The 21,744-nt window shown below is 41.0% G+C and carries 16 protein-coding genes and 1 riboswitch; of the genes, 10 read left to right on the forward strand and 6 right to left on the reverse strand.

Annotation, left to right across the window (positions count from 1 at the left end; all coding sequences use genetic code 11):
• Nucleotides 1–157: 157 nt before the first annotated feature.
• On the reverse strand, nucleotides 158–1,039 hold the full coding sequence (locus I6F40_RS10290) for an NAD(P)-dependent oxidoreductase (protein ID WP_197192877.1): 882 nt from the start codon (nucleotides 1,037–1,039) through the stop codon (nucleotides 158–160).
• Nucleotides 1,040–1,161: 122 nt separating this feature from the next.
• On the opposite strand from I6F40_RS10290, the gene I6F40_RS10295 reads away from it, so the two are divergent.
• Together I6F40_RS10295 and I6F40_RS10300 are read left to right on the forward strand one after the other, a co-directional pair.
• Nucleotides 1,162–1,734 carry a glutathione peroxidase gene (locus tag I6F40_RS10295; protein ID WP_197192878.1) on the forward strand — a complete coding sequence of 191 codons (573 nt, stop codon included), beginning with the start codon at nucleotides 1,162–1,164 and terminating at the stop codon, nucleotides 1,732–1,734.
• A gap of 98 nt (nucleotides 1,735–1,832) precedes the next feature.
• Nucleotides 1,833–2,813: a 2-hydroxyacid dehydrogenase gene (locus tag I6F40_RS10300; RefSeq protein WP_197192879.1), complete on the forward strand. Its 981-nt coding sequence runs from the start codon at nucleotides 1,833–1,835 to the stop codon at nucleotides 2,811–2,813.
• Between the two features lie 97 nt (nucleotides 2,814–2,910).
• Here the strand turns inward: I6F40_RS10300 and I6F40_RS10305 are convergent, their stop codons facing one another.
• Nucleotides 2,911–4,233: a sodium-dependent transporter gene (locus I6F40_RS10305; RefSeq protein WP_197192880.1), complete on the reverse strand. Its 1,323-nt coding sequence runs from the start codon at nucleotides 4,231–4,233 to the stop codon at nucleotides 2,911–2,913.
• 141 nt (nucleotides 4,234–4,374) lie between these two features.
• Here I6F40_RS10305 and I6F40_RS10310 point away from each other — a divergent pair, with 141 nt between their 5' ends.
• Complete coding sequence (locus I6F40_RS10310) at nucleotides 4,375–5,133, forward strand: 4'-phosphopantetheinyl transferase family protein (RefSeq protein ID WP_197192881.1); 759 nt, start codon at nucleotides 4,375–4,377, stop codon at nucleotides 5,131–5,133.
• An 88-nt stretch (nucleotides 5,134–5,221) separates the two neighbouring features.
• On the opposite strand, the gene lysC is transcribed toward I6F40_RS10310, so the two are convergent.
• Nucleotides 5,222–6,625, reverse strand: a complete 1,404-nt coding sequence (gene lysC / locus I6F40_RS10315) for a lysine-sensitive aspartokinase 3 (RefSeq protein ID WP_166420704.1) — start codon at nucleotides 6,623–6,625, stop codon at nucleotides 5,222–5,224.
• A gap of 75 nt (nucleotides 6,626–6,700) precedes the next feature.
• Nucleotides 6,701–6,873, reverse strand: a riboswitch (Lysine riboswitch).
• A 101-nt stretch (nucleotides 6,874–6,974) separates the two neighbouring features.
• A complete protein-coding gene (nhaD, locus tag I6F40_RS10320; protein ID WP_165739886.1) occupies nucleotides 6,975–8,222 on the reverse strand; it encodes a sodium:proton antiporter NhaD in 1,248 nt (415 codons plus the stop codon).
• A 223-nt stretch (nucleotides 8,223–8,445) separates the two neighbouring features.
• On the opposite strand from nhaD, the gene I6F40_RS10325 reads away from it, so the two are divergent.
• The 4 genes from I6F40_RS10325 (at nucleotide 8,446) to I6F40_RS10340 (ending at nucleotide 14,015) form a co-directional block, all read left to right on the forward strand.
• Nucleotides 8,446–9,717 (forward strand): hypothetical protein, encoded by a 1,272-nt coding sequence (locus I6F40_RS10325; RefSeq protein WP_197192882.1) that lies wholly within the window; start codon nucleotides 8,446–8,448, stop codon nucleotides 9,715–9,717.
• Nucleotides 9,718–9,722: 5 nt separating this feature from the next.
• A complete protein-coding gene (locus I6F40_RS10330) occupies nucleotides 9,723–10,286 on the forward strand; it encodes a condensin complex protein MksE (RefSeq protein ID WP_197192883.1) in 564 nt (187 codons plus the stop codon).
• Nucleotides 10,283–13,057: an ATPase gene (locus I6F40_RS10335; protein WP_197140113.1), complete on the forward strand. Its 2,775-nt coding sequence runs from the start codon at nucleotides 10,283–10,285 to the stop codon at nucleotides 13,055–13,057. Before I6F40_RS10330 ends, I6F40_RS10335 begins: the two co-directional genes overlap by 4 nt.
• A 406-nt stretch (nucleotides 13,058–13,463) precedes the next feature.
• Nucleotides 13,464–14,015, forward strand: coding sequence for a DUF4136 domain-containing protein (locus I6F40_RS10340; protein ID WP_008134542.1), 552 nt, complete (start codon nucleotides 13,464–13,466; stop codon nucleotides 14,013–14,015).
• Nucleotides 14,016–14,251: 236 nt separating this feature from the next.
• On the opposite strand, the gene I6F40_RS10345 is transcribed toward I6F40_RS10340, so the two are convergent.
• Entirely contained in the window at nucleotides 14,252–14,740 is a 489-nt protein-coding gene (locus I6F40_RS10345) for a peptide-methionine (S)-S-oxide reductase (protein WP_007581898.1), read from the reverse strand.
• A 188-nt stretch (nucleotides 14,741–14,928) separates the two neighbouring features.
• On the opposite strand from I6F40_RS10345, the gene I6F40_RS10350 reads away from it, so the two are divergent.
• Complete coding sequence (locus tag I6F40_RS10350) at nucleotides 14,929–16,794, forward strand: TonB-dependent receptor plug domain-containing protein (protein ID WP_197192884.1); 1,866 nt, start codon at nucleotides 14,929–14,931, stop codon at nucleotides 16,792–16,794.
• 159 nt (nucleotides 16,795–16,953) lie between these two features.
• Here I6F40_RS10350 and I6F40_RS10355 read toward each other — a convergent pair whose 3' ends face one another.
• Nucleotides 16,954–17,217, reverse strand: coding sequence for a YkgJ family cysteine cluster protein (locus I6F40_RS10355; RefSeq protein ID WP_197192885.1), 264 nt, complete (start codon nucleotides 17,215–17,217; stop codon nucleotides 16,954–16,956).
• A 169-nt stretch (nucleotides 17,218–17,386) separates the two neighbouring features.
• Between I6F40_RS10355 and I6F40_RS10360 the strand changes: the two genes are divergently transcribed.
• On the forward strand, nucleotides 17,387–18,565 hold the full coding sequence (locus I6F40_RS10360) for an efflux RND transporter periplasmic adaptor subunit (protein WP_197192886.1): 1,179 nt from the start codon (nucleotides 17,387–17,389) through the stop codon (nucleotides 18,563–18,565).
• 2 nt (nucleotides 18,566–18,567) lie between these two features.
• Nucleotides 18,568–21,717 (forward strand): efflux RND transporter permease subunit, encoded by a 3,150-nt coding sequence (locus I6F40_RS10365; RefSeq protein ID WP_197192887.1) that lies wholly within the window; start codon nucleotides 18,568–18,570, stop codon nucleotides 21,715–21,717.
• Nucleotides 21,718–21,744 lie beyond the last annotated feature (27 nt).

Genomic DNA, 21,744 nt, shown 5'->3' on the forward strand with positions numbered 1-21,744 from the left:
GCTTTAAATTAATCACTTACTCTAAAAGCGCAGCGCCTCATAACCTCTTTGTGAATAAATCTTACGGGCTTTGCCCGTCACGCAAGCAAGCTTCGCGTCTACGAAACAACCATAAATCTATACTTTGGCGTCTACATCTACATACTCAACGTAAACGTTACTTTTTATGCAGTGCTTCAATGCGTGCTAGTAAACTTGAGGTGTCGTATCTGCCGCCGCCGAGTGCTTGTACATCGGCGTAGTATTGATCGACCGTTGCGGTCATTGGTAAAGTAGCGCCGTTGTTTTTAGCTTCATCGAGTGCAATGCCTAAATCTTTACGCATCCAATCTACGGCAAAACCAAACTCGTATTCACCCGCCCACATTGTTTTATAGCGGTTTTCCATTTGCCACGAACCGGCTGCACCTTTAGAAATGGTTTCTATAACTTTTTCGCCATCAAGCCCTGCTTGCTTGGCAAAATGTAAGCCTTCAGCTAAACCTTGCACTGCACCAGCAATACAAATTTGATTAACCATTTTACAAAGTTGTCCCGAGCCTACGCCGCCTAACAGTTGGCTAAAACGACTAAACGCCGCCATAACTGGCTGTACTTTAGCAAATACGGCTTCATTACCACCCGCCATAACCGTTAATACACCATTTTCGGCGCCAGCTTGTCCGCCCGATACAGGCGCATCTATGAAGTCGATATTTTGCAGAGCCGCTTTTGCTGCAACTTCGCGAGCTACTTCAGCTGAGGTTGTGGTGTGATCAACCAAAATAGTGTGCGGCAACATGCCTGCTAACACGCCGTTGTCGCCATACACTACTGAGCGTAAATCGTCATCGTTACCAACACACATAAATACGATGTCGGCATTGCTGGCAGCTTCGCGCGGGGTTGGTGCAAAGCTTCCTGAATGTTTTTCAGTCCACGTTTGTGCTTTAGCTTGAGTGCGGTTATAAACGCATACGCTGTGCCCTGCTTTTGCTAAATGCCCCGCCATTGGGTAACCCATTACGCCTAAACCTATAAATGCGACTTTCATTGACATAAAAATGACCTATTAAACTGATAACTTAGAAACTAGACCTCGATTATGTCAACCGGTCGATAAAAAAGCGAATGAAAATCTTTATAAAATTTCCTTAAGCGGGAAAGGTAAGTAGGTAACCTATGGACAGTATTTATCAATTTAATGCACCACTTTTTAACAGCGAAAATTTTTCTCTTAGCCAGTTACAGGGCAAAACCGTACTTATTGTTAATACAGCGTGTAAGTGTAATTTTTCGGTGCAATTAAACGCGCTCGAAAAGCTCTATCAGCAATACAAAGGCCATGGTTTTACTGTGCTTGCGTTTCCGTGTAACCAGTTTGGCCAAAATGAGCCGCTTGATAATTTAGCCATTAAAGACTTCTACCAAGAGCAATTTAATACCTCGTTTGAGGTATTTGGTAAGGTAATGGTAAACGGGCCAGAAACACATCCGTTGTTTAATTATTTAAAATCGCATACGCGGGGTATTTCGCAAAACCGTGCTATTAAGTGGAATTTCACTAAGTTTTTAATTAACTCACAAGGGCAACTTGTTGCACGTTATGCACCGCGCACTAAGCCCGAAACACTTAAACAAGTAATAGAAAGCAACCTACTGCAAGCTGCAAAGTTAAGCGCAGCTAAAGATGGTAAAAAGGTATCTTCAAAAATACCTTTGTTTACCTCAAGTAAGGCTCCGCTTAAGGCTTAATTTAAATCAATAAAATGCGTACTACTAAAGCACAGGTTTACAAAGTAGTTTATTGTATTAGTAATAAATAATACTCCTTAAGCGTCGAGGCTATTACCATGAACATTGCTTTTTTTAGTACTCAAAAGTACGAACTGCCTTTTTTTGAACAAAGTACACGCGATCAGCGTGATATAAAAATAACGTATTTTGAGCAAGCCCTGAGCGAACAAACCGCTATTTTAGCAAGCGGGTTTGATGCCATATGCGTGTTTGTTAACGACACCGTAAACGCCGCTGTTATTGAGCAACTGGCAAGCCAAGGCATAAACACTATTTTGCTGCGTTGTGCAGGGTTTAATAACGTTGATTTAACTGCAGCAAAAGCACATAAACTAAAGGTATTACGCGTACCAGCATACAGCCCAGAAGCAGTAGCTGAGCACTGCATAGCACTTATGCTAACGCTTAGCCGTAAAACCCATAAAGCGTATAACCGCGTTCGCGAAGATAATTTTGATTTAAACGGATTACTCGGTTTTAACTTGCACAATAAAACCGTGGGTATTGTGGGCTGCGGTAAAATTGGCCTTGCGCTGTGTAACATTTTAAATGGCTTTGGCGCTAAAGTATTAGTGTGCGACCCCTACGCACAACCTGGCAATTATACTATTACCGATATAAACACCTTGCTTAGCCAAAGCGATGTGATTTCTTTGCATTGCCCACTTACCGAGCAAACTCATCATTTAATAAATGACGAGGCATTTAGTAAAATGAAAACCGGTATAATGCTCATTAACACGTCACGCGGTGCATTACTTGATAGCAAAGCGTGTATTAATGCGCTTAAAACTAAAAAATTAGGCTACTTAGGGCTCGACGTTTACGAGCAAGAGTCGGAGCTATTTTTTAAAAATCATAGCGACGAAATAAACCAAGACGATATATTCTCGCGCTTAGTGAGCTTTAAAAATGTTTTAGTAACAGGCCACCAGGGCTTTTTTACCCAAGAAGCACTCACCGAAATAGCAAATACAACCCTTCTTAACGCGCTTGAAGTAAATGAAGGCAGGCCTCTGACTAATGAGGTTTTATAAAGGCCTTGGCTATACCTAAATAACAGGTACAAAAAAAGCGAAGTGCATTTTAAACTCACTTCGCTTTATTAATCTATTTTTAGGGGCTTAGATAAAATTAACCAAAGGCAACGTTTGCAAATACCAAGGTCATTAATATTGGGCAAACAAAACGAATGTACTGAGCAAACCAGTAATGTACGCCGGTTGTTGCTTGGTGTAATTTATTACCACGCTGCCACATCCATCCTACGGTAATAAAGTAAAATAAACCCATAAGCGGTAATTGGTATTGAGTAAATAGCATAATTACCAAACCAAATAACCAATCAAAATTTAGTATAATTGCGCTTGCACACACAAGTACAACGGCGCTCACTGCCCATGTTGCTTTAGTGCGACTAACGTTATGGTTTTCGACTAAAAATGCTACCGGAATTTCGGTGGTCGATATAGTTGACGTAACCGAGGCGATAGACATTAATACAAAAAATAATAAACCAACTAATAAGCCTATTTCGCCCATGGTGCTAAATAGTGCAGGTAAAATAGCAAAAATAAGTTGTCCTTCACCAATCAGTTTACCACCACTAAATACCTCTACACCGTTGTGCTGCGCCACATAAATAGCAGGAATAATGAGTAATCCTGCTAAAAACGCAACGCTGGTATCGAGTAAGGCAACACCTACTGTAAGCTTTGGTAAATTAGCATCTGGTTGTAAGTACGAGCCGTAAATCATCATACAGCCTACACCTAACGAGAGCGAAAAGAACGCTTGCCCCATTGCGGCAATAATTAAATTAGGGTCGAGTATTTGGCTAAAATCAGGAATTAAATACGCGGCAAAGCCTTCGCTTGCGCCATCGAGTGTTGCAATGTAGGCAATTAAACCAACAAGCAACACAAGTAGCAGTGGCATTAAACGGCGCGACCAGGTTTCGATTCCCGATTTAACCCCTTTTAAAATAATACTGGCGGTTAAAATAAGCATAAGCGGCGTAAATACAAAATTACGCAGCACTGAGTCGCTATGTAAAAACTCGCTTGCGCCTGTAAAACCAAAAAAGGTTGTTATGGGTTCAATAGCGTACGAGAGCATCCACCCAGCTACTATTGAGTAAAAACTTAGCATAACAACTGCGCCCGCAAGGCCTATGTAACCTGCTGCTGCACCAACTTTACGGTTAGTGTTTTGCCATGCATCGCCCAATGCTTTTACAGGATTAGCTTGTGCTTTGTGACCTAAATAAAGTTCGGTATACAGCGCAGGGAGCGCAAGTAAAAATATAACAATAAAGTAAACCAGTAAAAATGCACCGCCACCATGGTTGGCCGCTTGCGTAGGAAAACCCCAAATATTACCCAAACCCACTGCTGCGCCAGCAGCGGCTAAAACAAAACCGAGTCGGCTTTGAAACCCATCACGCACTTGTGCCATACATCTACAAATCTGTTATTATTTTGATTATTGTGAATTAAACCATATTTCATGCCAGCTGAGTAATAAAATTGTACCCAGCCTTTATTAGTGGCGTTAACCGCTCACAATATCAGCGACTTCTTTTGCTTTAGGGCTTTTATGACTGAACACTATTTTAAAAACACCTTGAGTATTACTTCAACTCAATTGGCAAATTTGTCTTTAGCAAGTAACAGCCTTTTATTATTTAATGCTAAAACACTTGAGCTTAGTGACTTTAATTTGCCCGATTGCTTAAGCCCATTTGAGTTAACCATTATAAACCGCCGCAAAAGCCCTCAAGCTAAGCAAGAGTATTTAGCTACGCGGTTATTGTTAAAACACCTTATTAAAATAGCGCAGCCGCAACATGCGCACGTGGCGCTTAATAAAATGAGTACAGAATTTGACGAAGCAAGCTCAAAGCTGCAAATACATGTAAGTGGTGATGTTATTAATACCTGTATTTCGCATTCGCATGGTTTGGTTGGGGTCGCGCTTAATTTTGATAAAAGTGAGTTTGGTTTTGATATTGAAAAAGTAAGCCTAAAGCGCCCATTTGAAAAGCTCGCTAAGCATTTTTATCATAATGATGAAATTACACTTATTACCGAGCCCACTAATACCCAAGCCCAAGCAGATACGTTTTTTAGAATTTGGACATTAAAAGAGTCACTTGCTAAAGCCACCAGCCGCCCTATTGCACAACTACTTAGCCCCAATGTGTTTAACGAATTACATAGTGCAAAGCTGAGTGCTTGCAGTAATAGCATTACTGTAGCTGATAGCAGTGACTGCAATGTTTGTTTTGATGTAAGTGTGGTGCATAAAAAAAGCACCGACTGGCGATGCTTTTTATTAACCGACTTTGTTAATTAATTTTGTTAAGTGACTTTATTAAGTAACTTTACTAGTTAACTTTAATAAATCGCTTTCCTGAATAACCGCTTCTTAATAGTAAAATTATTTAAGCAGCAAAATCGTTTTCTAATAAACGGCTATGAATAGACTGCACCACGTTATCTGACTCAGTTTGCTCTACTAAAAAGCACAGGTTGTGCTTACTAGCACCGTGACAAATTAGTCGAATATTAAAGTCTTTTAATACACTCATTAAGTTCATTTCGTGTTGGCGTAATTGAATCTCAGAACCAATAAGTGCCACCAATGTTAGGTTGTTTTCTACCGATACATGGCAAAATTCTGCAAGCTTATCTAGGCACTCTTGATCAAGCTCTGGTCGCGATGCGTTTTGCGCGTTATCAAGGGTTATAGCTACGCTGATTTCTGATGTGGTTACCAAATCGACCGATATATTGTATTCACTTAATAGTGTAAATACGCGTGCTAAAAAGCCACTTGCTAGGAGCATTTCTGGGCTTTTAAGCGTAAGCAATATTTGGTTTTTACGTTGCGTTACTGCGCGTATACCTGGTTGCTGCGATTTTTCGCGCTCAATCCATGTACCGCCACGCTCTGGCTCGCGGCTAGAGCCTACAAATACATTAATGTGGCTACGGCTCGCTGGTAAAATAGTCGCTGGGTGCAATACTTTTGCGCCAAAGGTCGCCATTTCAGCGGCTTCGTCAAAACTTAAACGTGCAATTGGCGTCGCTTTTGCGCATAAACGCGGGTCGGTGCTAAAAATACCCACTACGTCGGTCCAAATATGCACACTTTTAGCGTTAATTGCTTCAGCTAGTAATGCAGCGCTATAGTCAGAACCACCACGTCCAAGCGTTGTTGTTTGACCGTACTCGTCGCTGCCAATAAAGCCCTGAGTCACAATTACTTGAGCGTCTAATAACGGGATTAAATGTTCTTTAGCAGCTTGCGCTGTGGCTGCAACATTAGGCGTTGCTTTACCAAATTGGCTGTCGGTTTTAAGCACCTTGCGCACATCAAAGCGATCGGCATTTAAACCTTGTAAACGAAGTACCTGTGCAAATAAATACGACGATAAACGCTCACCAAAGCTAAGTAGCTCGTCGTGTTGCTGATCGGTTGTTAGTGACTCTTGAGCCAATGTTTGAAATGCTTTTAGGGTTTCGTTAAAGCCAACCGCTAAATCGGCATCTAGCGATAACTCATCTAAAATAGTGTGTTGAATAGCAAGCACGCCGTTTATGTGTTCTTGACGCTCACTTGAGGTAATACTTGGTTTGCACAGTGCAACTAAGTGGTTAGTTACGCCGGCACTAGCGCTCACGGCAACAATACGTACGCTTTTATCTGCAACAATAATTTCGCTACAGCGACTCATCGCTTCAAAGTTTGCAACACTTGTTCCGCCAAACTTGGCAACGATGTAATCTGATTTTGCGCTTAACTCTGTTTGAGGCACTGTTTGTGGCGCTGATTGGGTAGTCATTTAGTCTCCTTTCGCGGTATCCAAACCGCAATAAAACAAGAAGAACTTGGCAAAGGAATGCTTGAAGATAAGTCCACTGCCAGAAGCTCTCCACCTATATTGGTGACAGTTTTGAGGATTCAGCCCCATAAACCGAAAAGCAATGACGACGTACCATTATTTTCCTCGGCGAGTACTTCCCTCCTTAATGATCATCGGCATTCGTCGCCTAACATTAAGTACCTAAGTATCGCACCTCTTCTGAATGCTTTATTAACCAGTGGCTAATAAAACAAAACCCCACTAAGTAGCGGGGCTTTGAAAGTTATCGTTTAGACGTCTAGCTGTCAAGCATTTAATAATTTATGCATCAAATAAAACTGCCCATGTAATACGAGCCTGCATAACCTACGGTGTAGCAAATTAATAAATGCAGCGATAAACGCAAGTAGCTCATAAAGGTAAGCGCTTTAACTTTACTCATGGCAATAATGCCTGCAGCCGACCCAATGATAAGCATTGAACCGCCCACGCCCGTTGCATACGTAAACGACAACCAGTGCTGTTGGCTCATTACTATATCGGCTTTTAATAAAGCAGCAGTAAGCGGTACGTTATCGACCCCCGCTGATAATATGCCCATTAAGTAGTTTGCGTACTCGGGTGCCATTACCGTATATAGGTCAGTAAATTTACTCAACATACCAATTTCTTTAAGTGCGCCTACAAGTAAAAGTACACCTACAAAAAACAATAATGTGTCGTATTCTATATCGCGAACAAAATCGATTATGTCTTTGTTTATGTCTTTTTTGCGCATTAAAAATTGCGCTACTAAAAACATTACTGATAAGCCAAACAAAAAGGTGAGTAAAGGCGGTACGCTGTAAATTACACTCAGCGTAAGTGTGCTAATTACGGTAGATAAAAATATAACAGCAATGGTAATGTCGGTTTTTTCAATGCGGGTTTTACCTGCACCGGCAAATTCAACTCGCCCTTTCATACCGATAGACAGTAGCGCAGCTAGAAGCATAACGCTTGCAAGTGCTGGCGCTATAAGTAGCAATAAATGAGCAATGGTTACTTTGCCATCTAAAAATATCATCAGTGTGGTTACGTCACCGGTTATTAGCGATACCCCACCTGAGTTAACCCCAAACACAATAAGCGTGGCGTATTTAATGAGTTTTTTAGGTTCAAGTTTTAACGACATAACAACCGCGAGCGATATAAGCGTAGCTGTTACGTTATCTGAAATCGACGAAAACAAAAATGCAAAACCACCCACCAAAAACATCAGCTTTCTTTCGCTAATACTTTTTGGCATAACACGATGCACAATATTTTCTATAAACCCCTTTGAATTTAAATACGCTACAAAGGTCATTGCAGCCATTAAAAATAACCATAGAGAGGCAATTTCTAAAATATTTTCATTTAAAAGGTGTTGAATCGTATCGGGGCTTTGCCCGTGTAGAGGGTATATAAAAAGAAGAATCCAGCAAAGCGTACCAAAAAACAGCGTGGTTTTAGCTTTATTGACATGGATTATATCTTCTATAACGATCAGTAAAAAAGCAATCGCTATTAGGGTTAGAATAATCGAGGAAACCATGGTAGTTAAACAACCTTTGATTTAGTTTTTAAAAAACACACAAATAACGTTCCATTTCATGTGCCTATTTTCGGCGCGAATTTTAGCACTGCCTCTATGCAAAAACTATTATTAAATGGTCTTAAAAACGAATACTATATACAGACAAGGTTAATTAAAAATACGTAATAATGAGTATGAACACAATACTCAATAATAAAATACTAGGATGTTGTAACCTCTTATGATCCCAGCTAAAAAGCTACTAAACACCATAACTGAACATTGGGGTGTATTAGAGCTATTATTTAAACGTTTTAAAATGGCTGACTTTAGCCTGAAAGACGTACAAAACGCCATTAAACAAAAACAGCCTACTTGGTCAAACGAGCGTATTTATAAAGAAACAAATCGTTTGTTAAACCAAGATATTTTAATTCCACTGGCTAAATCCTCTCAGCTTGAAATAAATCGTGCCATTGCCGATTTTGCTACTTTTTTACTGCAAGAAGAACATTTAGGCTTAGCACAAGAAATTAGCGTATTAGTCGACGACCTCGCACGTTTAGGTAATCGCCTAGATAACGCTGGCGAAATAGAAGACTTTGACGACTTACGCCGCTTTAGCCGCATTATGGATGATCGGGTGCGTAAAATAATGAAGCTCTATACGCACAACGAAAATGCTATTTTAAATATTGTTGAACAAGCTAAATCTAATAATGCGGTGCAATCGCTGCAAAAGCGTTATAAAGCGGTAATAGAAGCCTTTGACGAATACATAGAGCCCATGCTTGAAATGGTTGATATTCGTGGTGAATTTCATGCGTGCTTTACCCTCATTGAAGAACAAATAAGTAAGCAAATTATTCATATTGAGCGATCGGGTAAAGCCTACAATGACAAACGTATGTTAGAGCAATTACGTACCCGTATATTAGAGATGCATTTAGTGGGCAGAGAAAGCTTACGTAAAAGTGCCGATATGCTTATGCCGCTGCGCGAAGAGCTTCGCCGTAATAACTTAATAACTCGCCAAGCAGCCAAAGTACTTGGGCTTGTGCGTAAAAATGGCGTAGACAATATGCTAAGTGCGGTACAACCACATTTTGTGAGCGACGCGCAGCGATACTCGCTTGGTCAGCAGCGCCATATTGTGGCTTACATGGCAAGCTTGGTTGAATTTGAACACGAAGAATACCAACTGCCAGATCAGCAAGATGTGCCTGCATTTGTTACGCCTAATATTCCTGACTACAACGATGTTAAAACCAGCTTTGCTAAGCGCTTTAATAAAAAACGCAAAAAGCCGCAGCCCTTGCTGCAATTTTTAGACGAAAGCTACCCAGATCTCGATGCCGACGAAATGCTATTTTTGTATCAAAAATTAGTCAGCGACAGCGATATTAAAATAATTCAAAGCGATGAAAAAGCCCGCGTAAAAATTGCCGGTCAGCACTTTTCTTTATACCCATTTAATTCAGAGCCTCAGCCAGATACAAAGGCAGATAAGTAACTCTTATGATAGAAACTAGCACAACACACATAAACTTAGACGAGCTAACCCATCTACAAGCCATTAATAAAAAATTAGTAGCGGGTTACCATATTTGCGAGCAAGACAACGTAATGTGGCAAGAGCTTGACCAACACATAGAAAGCTACAGCGCCTTATTTACAGCCCTAGGCAACGATTTAAAACGCGACAGCCGTGGCTTTTATTATTTTGGTAGCGACGAAAGCACGCCAAATATGGGCAAAATATCTCGCGCTATCGCACTCACCATTTACATTTTAATTGAGCACTACGCCAATACGGGTAAAGACCCAATGCGCGCATTGTTTGACGACGTAAACGATTTAGAACTCATGCAAACGCTGGTGCAAATTAACAAACACTTGTTTGATCAGCTTGAGATATTTTCGGGATCTGATTTACGTAAAGATGTTTACCTGCGCATGGTGCGCTTAGGTTTAGCCCGCGAAGTAGAAGGCGGCTTTATGCTACAAGCGCCGATTCACCGCTATATAGATGCATTAATGGAAGTAAACGAAGAAACCTACATTACAGAGGACGAGGAATGAAAAATCTATACGGACTGAGTAAACTCGCCCTACTTAACACCGCAGGCTATGCAAAATGTGTGATCCCGCTTGATAAAAGCAGCTCTATTTGCGCGCCAAATAACACAGGTAAAAGCTCGGTTATTAACGCCCTGCAGTTTCCGCTTATTAACGATTTGCGCTTAACAGAATGGGACGGACACGATTTAGATGAAACCCGTAAGTTTTATTTTTCGTCGGACCAGTCGTACATTTTACTAGAAGCTAACTTGCCTCATGGTTCGGTAGTGATTGGTGTTGCAGGGCTTGGTAAAATTGCCGGTTACGCGCATCAGTACTTTTGTTATCAAGGAAAGCTTGATTTAGAGCAGTACACGCAAGGTAAAACTATTATTAAATTTACCAAGCTGTTCAACCATTTAAAATCGCTTAACTACAACCCTATTGAGCTTAAAGCACAAGAGCTAAACGCACTACTTACTGGCGGCGCAACGCCTTTTGACGGCGACATTAACTTAAAAATGATCCCGCTTAATAATGTGCAAGACTCTTCTATTTATAAAGAAATATTTAGACGTATTCTTAACTTACACAAATTAGGCGCAAGCGACGTAAAACGCTTTATGCTACGCGTGTTTGAACGCCATATGTCAAACTCTAAGGTCGACTTTTATGAAGTATGGCGTCGCTCGTTTGATAAAGTAAACCGCTCAAAACGCGAACTAAAAGCCCTTGAGTCAATGCAAGAGCCAATAGCCGCGCTTGAATCAATGCTTGAAAACCAAACCGTGCTTAAAGGTAAATTAGCGGCGTATGCACCTAAAATTGACCAAGCACTGATTGATTTTGATACTTATCAAGAATCGCAACTTAATGAGCTGGGTATAGCGCTTGAAGATATAGAACACGAAAAACACGAGTTTGAGCAAAAGCAAAGCCTATACGTACAGCAATCGCGCGACATAGAGCGCAGACAAACACAAATTGAGCAGTGGTTTTTAGATTACGATGCGCTTAAAAGCGAATTTGAACTGGTAAATAAAGCCACCCTTAAAACCAGCCTGACTCAGTTAAAGCAAGATTACGAGTCGCTTTCGCACTCTATAACCAGCGCACAAGGGCAAAGCCTGCACACGCTTGACTACCGCATTAGCGAAACACAAAAACAAATTAAGAGCTTAAAGCTGCAACTTAAAAACCTTGAGTTTAATTTGTTTACCCGTATGCGCGAAGACCTCTCGTTAAAAGAAGTAGAAGAAATATCGCGGATTTTAAACCCTGATATTCTCTCATTTGCGACCACCACTAATGGCGATATAACCATTGATGACGAAGACGCGTTTGGTGAATTTTTATCGCTACTTAGCGAAAACGTTAAAGGCGGTGTACTAACTCTGCCAGGTGCGAGCATTAAGCTTAAAAAGCTCTCGCCTGTGCAAATGCAAAGCGGCGAAAACAAAGAGCAATTAACCGCTCAGCTCAGTGCACTTGAGCATTCACTTAAAGAATTTAAACAACAACGCGATGTTGCAGCAAACGTTGCCGACAAGCAAAAAGAAAAAGACGCGCTATACGATGAACTAATGAGCGCTGAGAGCGCCCTAAAACGCTTAGAACAGTTTGATATAATGCAGCAGTCGGTTGAAGCGCAAGCCATGCTAAAAGAGCAATTATTAGCTGAGCGCGAACAAGTTGACGACTACTTGCAAGATATTCAAAAAAATAGTGGCTCAATTGCCGATCGTCGCTCGTTAATTAAATCGAAACAAGAGCAAATTAATCGCCAAACTGAGCGCTTACGCCAAGTTAAAAGCGAGCGAATTGACCACACGCTTGATTTATACAGCGGTAAAGTAACCCCGTACATGATTGATATTACAGTCGACTTTGATAACTTAAGCGACCTTGTTCATCATTTTAATAAAGACTGCCAAGAGCTGCGTAATTTTGACATAAACGTACGCAACACTTATTTGCATGTATATAACGCGGGTATTACTAAATTCGACAACGAAAACGACGAATACACTAAATACCAAAAGCTAATAAGCGCCTTTCATAATATTGATAACGAACGCGACGCTGTTGAGCGCCAAGCTCGCGTTGCGCTTACCGAAGTGGCCGCAACTATTAAAGGCTTGCGAGAAGATTTAGACCGACTTCGCCGCGAAATGAACAGCTTTAATAAAGGCATAAGCCAGCACCGTATTTCAAACCTGCAAGCGTTTAAAATTAACGTAATACCGCGCAAAATGCTGGTTGATAGTATAGATACCATTATCAGCACGTCGCATCAGTTTGAGCAAGGTGACACGCTTGATTTACTTAGCCAAGAACCGTACAGCGAAAGTGCGGTAAACGAAGCGAAAGATCACTTAATTAAACTCGCCTCAGATAAAGCGGGTTTAACACTTACCGATTTATTTGATATTCGATTTGAAGTGGTTAACCGCGCAGGTGAAACAGAGCACTTTGAAAAAATAGATTCGGCGGGTTCAAACGGCACACGTATTACGATTAAGTTATTGTGTGGCATGTTGTTTATTCGTTACTTATTGAGTGACCAGGAACAAAACCTATACCGTATACCAATTTATATAGATGAAGCGGCCGATATCGATCCGCAAAATCAAAAAGCAATTATAGAAACCGCACTAAGCTTTGGTTTTGTGCCTATATTTGCCTCAGTTAAGCCACAAATAAGTTGTGACTACATTGTGCCTATTCGCTCGGTAAAAGACGGTGCACAAAACTGGGTAGATGAAAAAGATTGGATTGAAGTTGAACATTAAACTTTTACTGATGACTAATTAACAGAGGTTAATTAGTCGTTCAGCCTTAGGGCGTGTTGACCTTTGTGGATTGAAATTTGTTCAATTTAGGGGCAATTTAATCGCGGCGTGAGGTTTGTAACCTAGTGGGCTAAGTAAAAACCGAGCAACAAAGAGTTAATTGCCCCTAGGCAGAACCCTTCGGGCAGCGCATGTTTGGCATTTATGCTGCGTTATCACCTATTTATGGGGAATAACCACACTACATAGGCTCTGCCTTGCCCAAATACCAAACATACTGCTGCAAATTCAACCACGAGAGGTCAACACGCCCTGACAATTAGACTAATATTTAGGACGTTTAAATAATACACATTTAAACTATGTGTGTTATTTTAAATTAATGCATTTTATTGGAGCAAACGTAATGAAAAATATACTTATTGTTGCAGCGCTAGCACTTCTTACAGCCTGTACACAAACCCCAGATTGGGATTACGATAAATCAGCTAACTTTAGTAATTTTAAAACATTTGCTTGGGTAGAAAACGCCAGCCTAACTAAAGACACAAATAACTATCAAATTAATGGCCTAATGGAAAAGCGTGTTCGCACTGCCGTTAACGCAGAGCTGAGCCAAACATTAGGTATGAGCTTAGTTGATGCAGCGCAAGCTGATGTACTTGTTAACTATCATGCATCGGTAGACAAAGAGCTTGAAGTAGACAACTTCAATATAAACTACCGCCCGCATTGGGGTTATTGGGGTACTGGTTTTCAACGCGATACAACTGCGCGTGAATACGAAGTGGGTACACTGATTATCGATATTGTGGATCGTGAATCAAACCAACTAGTATGGCGCGGCGCAAAAGAAGGTCGATTAAAGAAAAATCAATCGCCAGAACAACGTGAAGCATCAATTAATAAAACAGTGAGCGAAATTTTAAGTAACTTCCCGCCGCAAAAGCAGCAGTAAGTTAAAATTAGCTATAAGTAAGTTTTAAAAGAGCTCACAATACGTGAGCTTTTTTGTGGGTGTGTATTTTTGGGACTTTTAAAATAAAGTAATTACGAGCTACGCCCGTCACGTCAGCAAGCTGCACGTCTACAAAATAAACACCGGATTAAACTTTACCTGTAGGCGCTAAGCTTGCTTGCGCGAGAAGCGATAGCTTCTAATTACTTATCTTTGTGCGCTTACACTACTCAAATTTACGATTTATACTTATGCAGTAACTCAAGCGGTATGTGGCAGTAATCATCAGGGTGATTAGTTAAGCGGTCTTGATGCTCAGGATCGCTTGGCACGTAGTTAGTTAGCAGCTCTACCCCTACCACAATTTTATCGGCATCACTTCGCTGGCTTATATAATTGCTAGCGACCTTTAAATGATCTTGGCTTTTGCTATAAATGGCAGTGCGATATTTAGGGCCTACGTCATCCCCTTGTTTGTTAACGCTATACGGATCAATAATCTCAAAAAAGAAGCCAAACAGCTCGTTTAAGCTAACCGCTTTTGTACTAAATATTACTTTTACACACTCAGCATAACCGTCGTATTCACCTTGTGTATTATCGTTTTTTCCATTAGCCCGCCCTGCTTCAGTACTTATTACACCAGGTAAGTGCTTTAAAAACTCTTGCACGCCCCACAGGCAGCCACCTGCAAAGTAAATAGTATCTTGCTGTTTTATATTCATAATAAATGTGACCAAGTTTGTTAGATGCATTAACGTTGCAAATGATAATCAAATGCAGTTTTTAATGAATTAATGTACAATCGCGCCAAAATCGCAGTTGTTTAATTGAATTATTTTATCACGCCTTAAAAGTGTGTTCTGAATTTAATTGTTACCGTAATTGCATATAAAAAAATGAGACACACAACATGAAATGGTCACCGCACTTTATACTCCCTGCACTGCTATGCAGCGCGAGCAGTTTTGCCTACGGCGAAGCTGTAACTGATAAAACTGAAGCATCACCGGCAATCGAAAAAATAACGGTTGAGGCATCGCCCACGGCAAACACATTACCTGTAGGTACATTTGACTCTCCAGTATCTAATTTAGAGTATGACCCACGTGTTGATTTACAATCACGTAATATGGCTGAAGCGCAAGCCGATGTAACTATACGCGGTGGTATTTTTGAAAATACCGGCTTTAGAGTTGGTAGTGCTACTTTACTTGACCCACAGTCTGGTCATTACTTTGCTGAAATTCCTATTGCACCGCAAATGCTTACCGGCCCTTATATTTTAACAGGCGCAGACAATGCGCTTAATGGTGCTAATAGCTCTGTAGGCACTGTATCGTTTGGCTGGAAACCAATTAGCACGGGCGGCAGTGTATCGGTAGGTACTGGCACAAACGATTTTAACTTACAAAGCTTACATGCAGGTGTAAGTATGCCCCTTGAAGGCGCAAAGGATTGGAAGCTTGGTTTTGAAGGTGAGATTTCTCACTCACAAAGCGATGGCACTATTGATAACGGCGATCACGACTTTACGCGTGCATCGGGTCGCGTTCAATTAGCTGGCGCTGATTCTCAAACAGATTTGTTTTTTGGCTCACAAGATAAGTTTTTTGGTTGGCCAAATTTGTACACTCCATTTGGCGTTAACGAAACAGAAGATCTAGAAACCCGCTTATTAATGCTAAACCATAAGCAAAATTATGCGCAGGATAGTAACTTTGAAGTGTCGGCTTATTACCGCACACACGACGATCATTATATTTACTCTCGCGAAAATCCAAGCGCTTTTGAAGCGTTCCACAAAAGTGAAGTTAAGTCGTTAGCGCTATCGGGGCATCATGCTCAAAGCGATGTATTTGCTGTAAATTATTCAGCACAGTTTATTGACGACTCAATTGAATCTACCACGCTTGAAAACAACTTTACCTCTCGTAAGTATTATAAATTAAGCGTATTGCCTGAATACAAAATGGCGCTTGAGGATAATAAACAACTTACATTTCGTTTAGGTGCTGCGTTTGACGATACAAATAGAGACGACTCTGAACTGTCACTTATTGGTGATATAACGCTTAATACACAAAACAGCAAAGGTTTTGAGCGCACGTTTTATTTATCGTACGCAGAGGCAAGCCAAGTGGCAGGCTATACCGCCATTGGCGGAAGTGATTCAGGCGGGTTATTTAGAAGTAATTACACCCTTGAGCGCGAAACGACTAAAAGCCTAGAGCTGGGTTTATTAGTTGATGAGCAAACTTGGCAACTTAATTCGGCTATTTTTTATCGCAAAGATGACAACTTAACCGATTGGACGTTTAATTTTGATTCAAGCTCTGCGCGCTTTGCAAACCCTGTAGATATAAATACGACGGGCATTGAGTTCTTAGCAACTAAACACTTTGAAACAACCGAAATTGTAGCGAGTTACACCTACCTTCATAAATCAGAAAATTACGGTGCGGCAGATATTGATGCTAGTTTTTACGCATTAAACTTTCCTGATCACCGCCTAACACTCGGCGCAGTTTGGAATCCTACTGATATATTGCAGTTTAGAATAGATAACGAGTGGCGCAAACAGCACGAAAATGCGCTGCGCGGTAGTGACGACGATGCTTTATTTACTCATTTAACGTTAAAAATTACGCCGCCAATGCTAAAAAACTTATTTATTACTTTAGCAGCAGATAACTTATGGGGTGAATCGTTTGAAGAGATACCTGGTACACCAGGGCGAGGTGAGCAATATACGTTAAGCGCAACGTATAGTTGGTAAACAGTAACGTAAGCAAGCTTCACGTCTACAAAACAACCACAAATCGACACTTTGTCGGTAGACGAAGAGCTTGCTCACGTGAAAAGCACAGCTTTTAATTACTTAAAATAAATACTCACTACTAGATAAGTGTAAATATATGTGTATTTTAATAGCTCACTAAGTTAGCTCTTCGAGCTCTGTAATAAGCGCTAGAGCCTGCGCATTTGTTGACCCGCACACATCAAATGTGGCGCTAAAATCACTACATACTTTAGGTCGGCTTGAATCACCAAATAACTTACATAAATTACGTTCGTCCAACTGAATACAACGCTCTCCTGCCTTTTTACCATTTGGCATACCTGGAATGGGCGAACTAATACTTGGCGCAATACAGCATGCACCGCAGCCTAATCTGCAAGTCATTGATTCGGTTTTCATAATATCCTCTGTATAAAAAACATTTACTTTAATTCCTTTTTAGGAACGTAATTAGCCGCATGTTGAGTTGTAATGTACATATGTAATGCTTTGTTACATCTTAAAACAGCTTGTAAACACTTTATTGCGTATTATTGCTCTGTCACCACCAATTATGAAGGAATGCCTTGTGGCTACTACAAAACAAATAATACTCCCAATTGCTGTTTTAGCAGGCGGCATTGCGTTAGCTATAGCTTTTAAGATGATGAAACAGCCACCCGAAGAAAAGCCAGAGCAAGACTTACGCCCTTTAGTTGCAACACAAAGCGTACTTTTAGATTCTATAACGCTCGATGTTAAATCGTACGGCATTGTTAAACCAAAGGACCGTACCGAACTAATCGCACAAGTAAGCGGGCAAGTTATTTCGGTATCAGATCAATTTGTTGAAGGCGCGTTTGTAAAGCAAGGCGATATTTTAGCACGAATTGATGCAAATGATTACGAGGCAGACTTTATTGAAGCGCAAGCCGGTTTAGCACAAGCAAGCTCAGCACTTGAAATAGAACGCGCACAAGCACATGTAGCAAAAGCTGAATGGGAGCGTATTAAGTCAGATTCAAGCGAAGCTATCGCCTCAGAACTTTATTTACGTAAGCCACAATTAGCCGAAAAACTAGCACGTTATCGCTCTGCTCAAGCAAGTGTTAAACGTGCTAGCCGTAATCTTGAACGTACTTATATTAAAGCTCCATATGATGCCATTATTAATGAGCGCACAATTAGCTTAGGCTCAGTAGTAAACCCTGGTAGCAGCTTTGGTGCATTAAGTGCAACCTCAGTTGCAGAGGTCCGTTTACCGGTTGCCGACCAAGAACTACAATATTTAAAAAACGGCGGTGTAGGCTCAAACGTTACATTTAACGCAGAATATGCGGGTAAGCAAACAATGTGGCAGGCAAAAGTAATTCGCACCGAAGGTGTGGTTGATCAAACAAGCCGCATGAGCTACTTAGTTGCACAGCTTGCAACACCTTATGGCGATAAAACACGCCCACTTCGTTTTGGGTCATACATTAACGCTACAATTGAAGGTCGCCCGCTTGATAACGCGATTATTGTTGCGCACCATTTAGTTAAAGATAATAAAATTGTAATTTTAAATGACGATTTAACATTGTCGTTTAAAACCCTCAATATTATACGCGAACAAAACGGCATGATTATAGCCAGCCAAGGGTTAAAAAATGGCGAGCAAATTGTTACCTCAGCACTTGAGTATCCTACTGAAGGTATGGCAGTAAAAGTTGAAGATATTGTGCCAAATAAAACTGATGTAACTCAACTTGCGCTGAAAGAGGAATAATCATGAGCACTCGTGAAACAGGGTTAATAGCATGGTTTGCCCGAAATCCCGTTGCTGCCAACCTACTAATGATATTTATATTAGTGGGCGGTATTTTAATGGCGATGACCATTCGCAAACAAATGTTCCCACAGTTTGAAAGTAACTGGATAAGCGTACAAGCAGTTTACCCAGGAGCTGCCCCGCAAGAGGTTGAAGAAGGAATAACCATAAAAGTTGAGGAAAACCTCGAAGGTATTGAAGGTATTAAACGCCTAATTACTTACTCTAACCGTGGTTTTTCACAAGCGTGGATTGAAATAGAAGAGCAATACGACCCACAAGAAGTACTTGATGAAATTAAAGTACAAGTTGATTCAATAAATACCTTTCCTGCGGGGATGGAGCGCCCTGTTGTTCGCCGCGATAAGTTTGAGCAAGAAGTAATGATACTCGCGCTTTATGGCGACATGAGTAACTACCAGTTAAAAGAGCTTGGCAACGATATAAAAGACGAGTTACAAGCACTGCCTCACGTGAATCTTGTTAATTTTAACGGCGGCTTAGAGTACGAAATTGGCATAGAAGTCAGCCCTGATAAACTGCGCGAGTACGGCTTAACATTTAGAGATATTGCAGGCGCTGTGCAAAACTTTTCGGCCAATATGTCGGCGGGGCAAATACGCTCTGAAAACGGTTATATTTCGATGCGTGTTGAAAAACAAGCCTACCGTGGTTTTGAGTTTGAAAAACTCCCCCTTATTACCCTTGCTGATGGCGCACAAATTTATTTAGGCGATGTTGCAACTATTAATGATGGCTTTGAAGAAGGTCTGCAGTATTCAAAATACAATGGTAAAAATTCACTCTCGTTTGAAGTTAACGCATCAAAAGATCAAGATATTACCGATGTAGCAAAAGTCCTTAAAAGCTACATGGCGGCTAAAGAGCCACTTTTACCTGCAGGTGTTAAGCTCTCTCCTATTGTTGATTTAACTTACTACCTTGAAGGTCGACTTGATATGATGGTCGATAACATGATTTGGGGTGGCTTGTTAGTAATGATAGTGCTGGCACTATTTTTACCGCTACGCTTAGCATTTTGGGTAATGATGGGCTTACCGGTGTCTTTTCTGGGCGCCTTTTTGTTTATGCCTATTGGCTTTTTAGATGTAACAATTAACCTAGCCTCTCTTTTTGCCTTTATACTTGTACTCGGGATTGTTGTTGATGACGCCATAGTTGTGGGCGAGTCAGCCAGTGCCGAAATAGAAAAATACGGCCACACACTTGATAACGTTGTACGCGGTGTAAAACGCGTTGCGATGCCAGCAACCTTTGGTGTGCTAACAACCATTGCGGCATTTTTACCTCAAACACTCGCAACAGGCCCTGGCGCTGCTTTTTCTAAGGCAATTGGTGGCGTGATTATTTTATGTTTGATTTTTTCACTCATTGAATCAAAACTTATTTTACCTGCGCATATTGCAGCAATGAACCCGCGTAAACCAAATCCTAAAAACCTATTACATCGCTTACGTATGGTGATTGATAGTGGTTTAAAAGGCTTTGTGAATAACTACTACCTTCCTTTTGTTAGCCGCTGTATTCACTACCGCTATACCGTAATTGTTGGCTTTATGTGTTTGCTTATTGTAAGCGCAGGTATGTTTGCAGGTGGTTTAGTTAAGTTTGTACCAAACCCTAAAATACCGCATGACTTTCCGCGTATTGATATAGAGATGAACCTTGCCTCATCTGAGCAAGCAACGCTTGAAACCGCACGTAAAATAGAAAGCGTGTTATTAAAGGTCGATCAGCAACTACAAGAGCAATACGGTAAACCGATGATCCGCGACTTATCGGTAAGCCTGCGCGGGCGAACTGAAGCAAATATTATGGCCATTTTGGTAGAGCCTGATTTACGCCCTATCGACACCTTTGCCCTAAGTGCATTATGGCGTGAGCAAATGCCCGCCCTACCCGGCATTAAAACCATGACCATTCAAGACAGTATAATGAATGGCGGTCGAGATGATGGCGACGTTAGCTTTAAACTTGAAGGCAAAAATGCTGACGAGCTAAAAGAAGTGGCTGGTAAATTAAAAGCCAAATTACAAACAATGGAAGGCGTTGGCGACGTAAACGATTCAATGCAAAGTGCCACCGACGAAGTGCAACTTGATTTAAAACCACTCGCTTATAGCATGGGTTTAACGCTTGCTGATGTCGCATCGCAAGTTAGCTTTAGTTACTACGGCTTAGAAGCGCAGCGAATATTGCGTGAAGGCGAAGAAATTAAAGTCATGATCCGCTATCCAGAAGACGAACGTAACTCAATTAGTGACATCGCAAGCGTGCGTATTATTACACCTACTGGCGCTGAAGTACCACTAAGTGAAGTAGCCGAAGTTAAGCTTGTTGACGGCGTTAACCGTATTCGCCGCGAAAACTCTAAACGTACTGTAAACGTATGGGCTGCGGTAAATACCGACCAAGCCGAACCATTTGCGATTGCAGAAGAAATTCGTGATGAATACTTACCAACATTACTTAAAAGCTACCCTGGTGTTACAAGTGATGTAGCTGGGCGCATTCAAGAAGAGATGGATAGCGCTTCAGAGCAGCTTCGTGACTTTGGTATATCAATGATGATCATATTTGCCTTATTAGCCATTCCGCTTCGATCTTACTCGCAGCCACTTATTATAATGTCGGTTATTCCGTTTGGTGTAGTGGGCGCCATGTTTGGGCATATGATTTTAGGTATGACCATGAGTAGCTTATCTATGTTTGGCATAATTGCTGTAGCGGGTGTGGTCGTAAATGATTCCCTCGTTATGGTTGATTTTGTAAACAAAGCACGCACTGAAGGTGTTGCGATTAAGGATGCTGTAATGCAAGCAGGTGCTCGTCGCTTTAGAGCAATATTACTCACCTCAATCACTACCTTTATTGGTGTAATGCCAATTATTTTTGAAACGAGTTTACAAGCTAAAATTGTTATCCCAATGGCTGTATCACTTGCTTTTGGTGTGTTATTTGCCACAGTAATTACCTTAATACTTATACCTTGCCAATACGTAGCACTAGAAGACGCTAAGCGATTAATACGTAAAATGCGTGGCAAGCCACCACTAGTAGATGCCCAACCAGCGCCTACTCACAGCTAAATTAAGTAACATCCCAACCAAAAAAGC

Origin of the sequence: Pseudoalteromonas sp. SWXJ133 (assembly GCF_015864365.1) — a bacterium.
In the GTDB taxonomy this organism is placed as follows: domain Bacteria; phylum Pseudomonadota; class Gammaproteobacteria; order Enterobacterales; family Alteromonadaceae; genus Pseudoalteromonas; species Pseudoalteromonas arctica.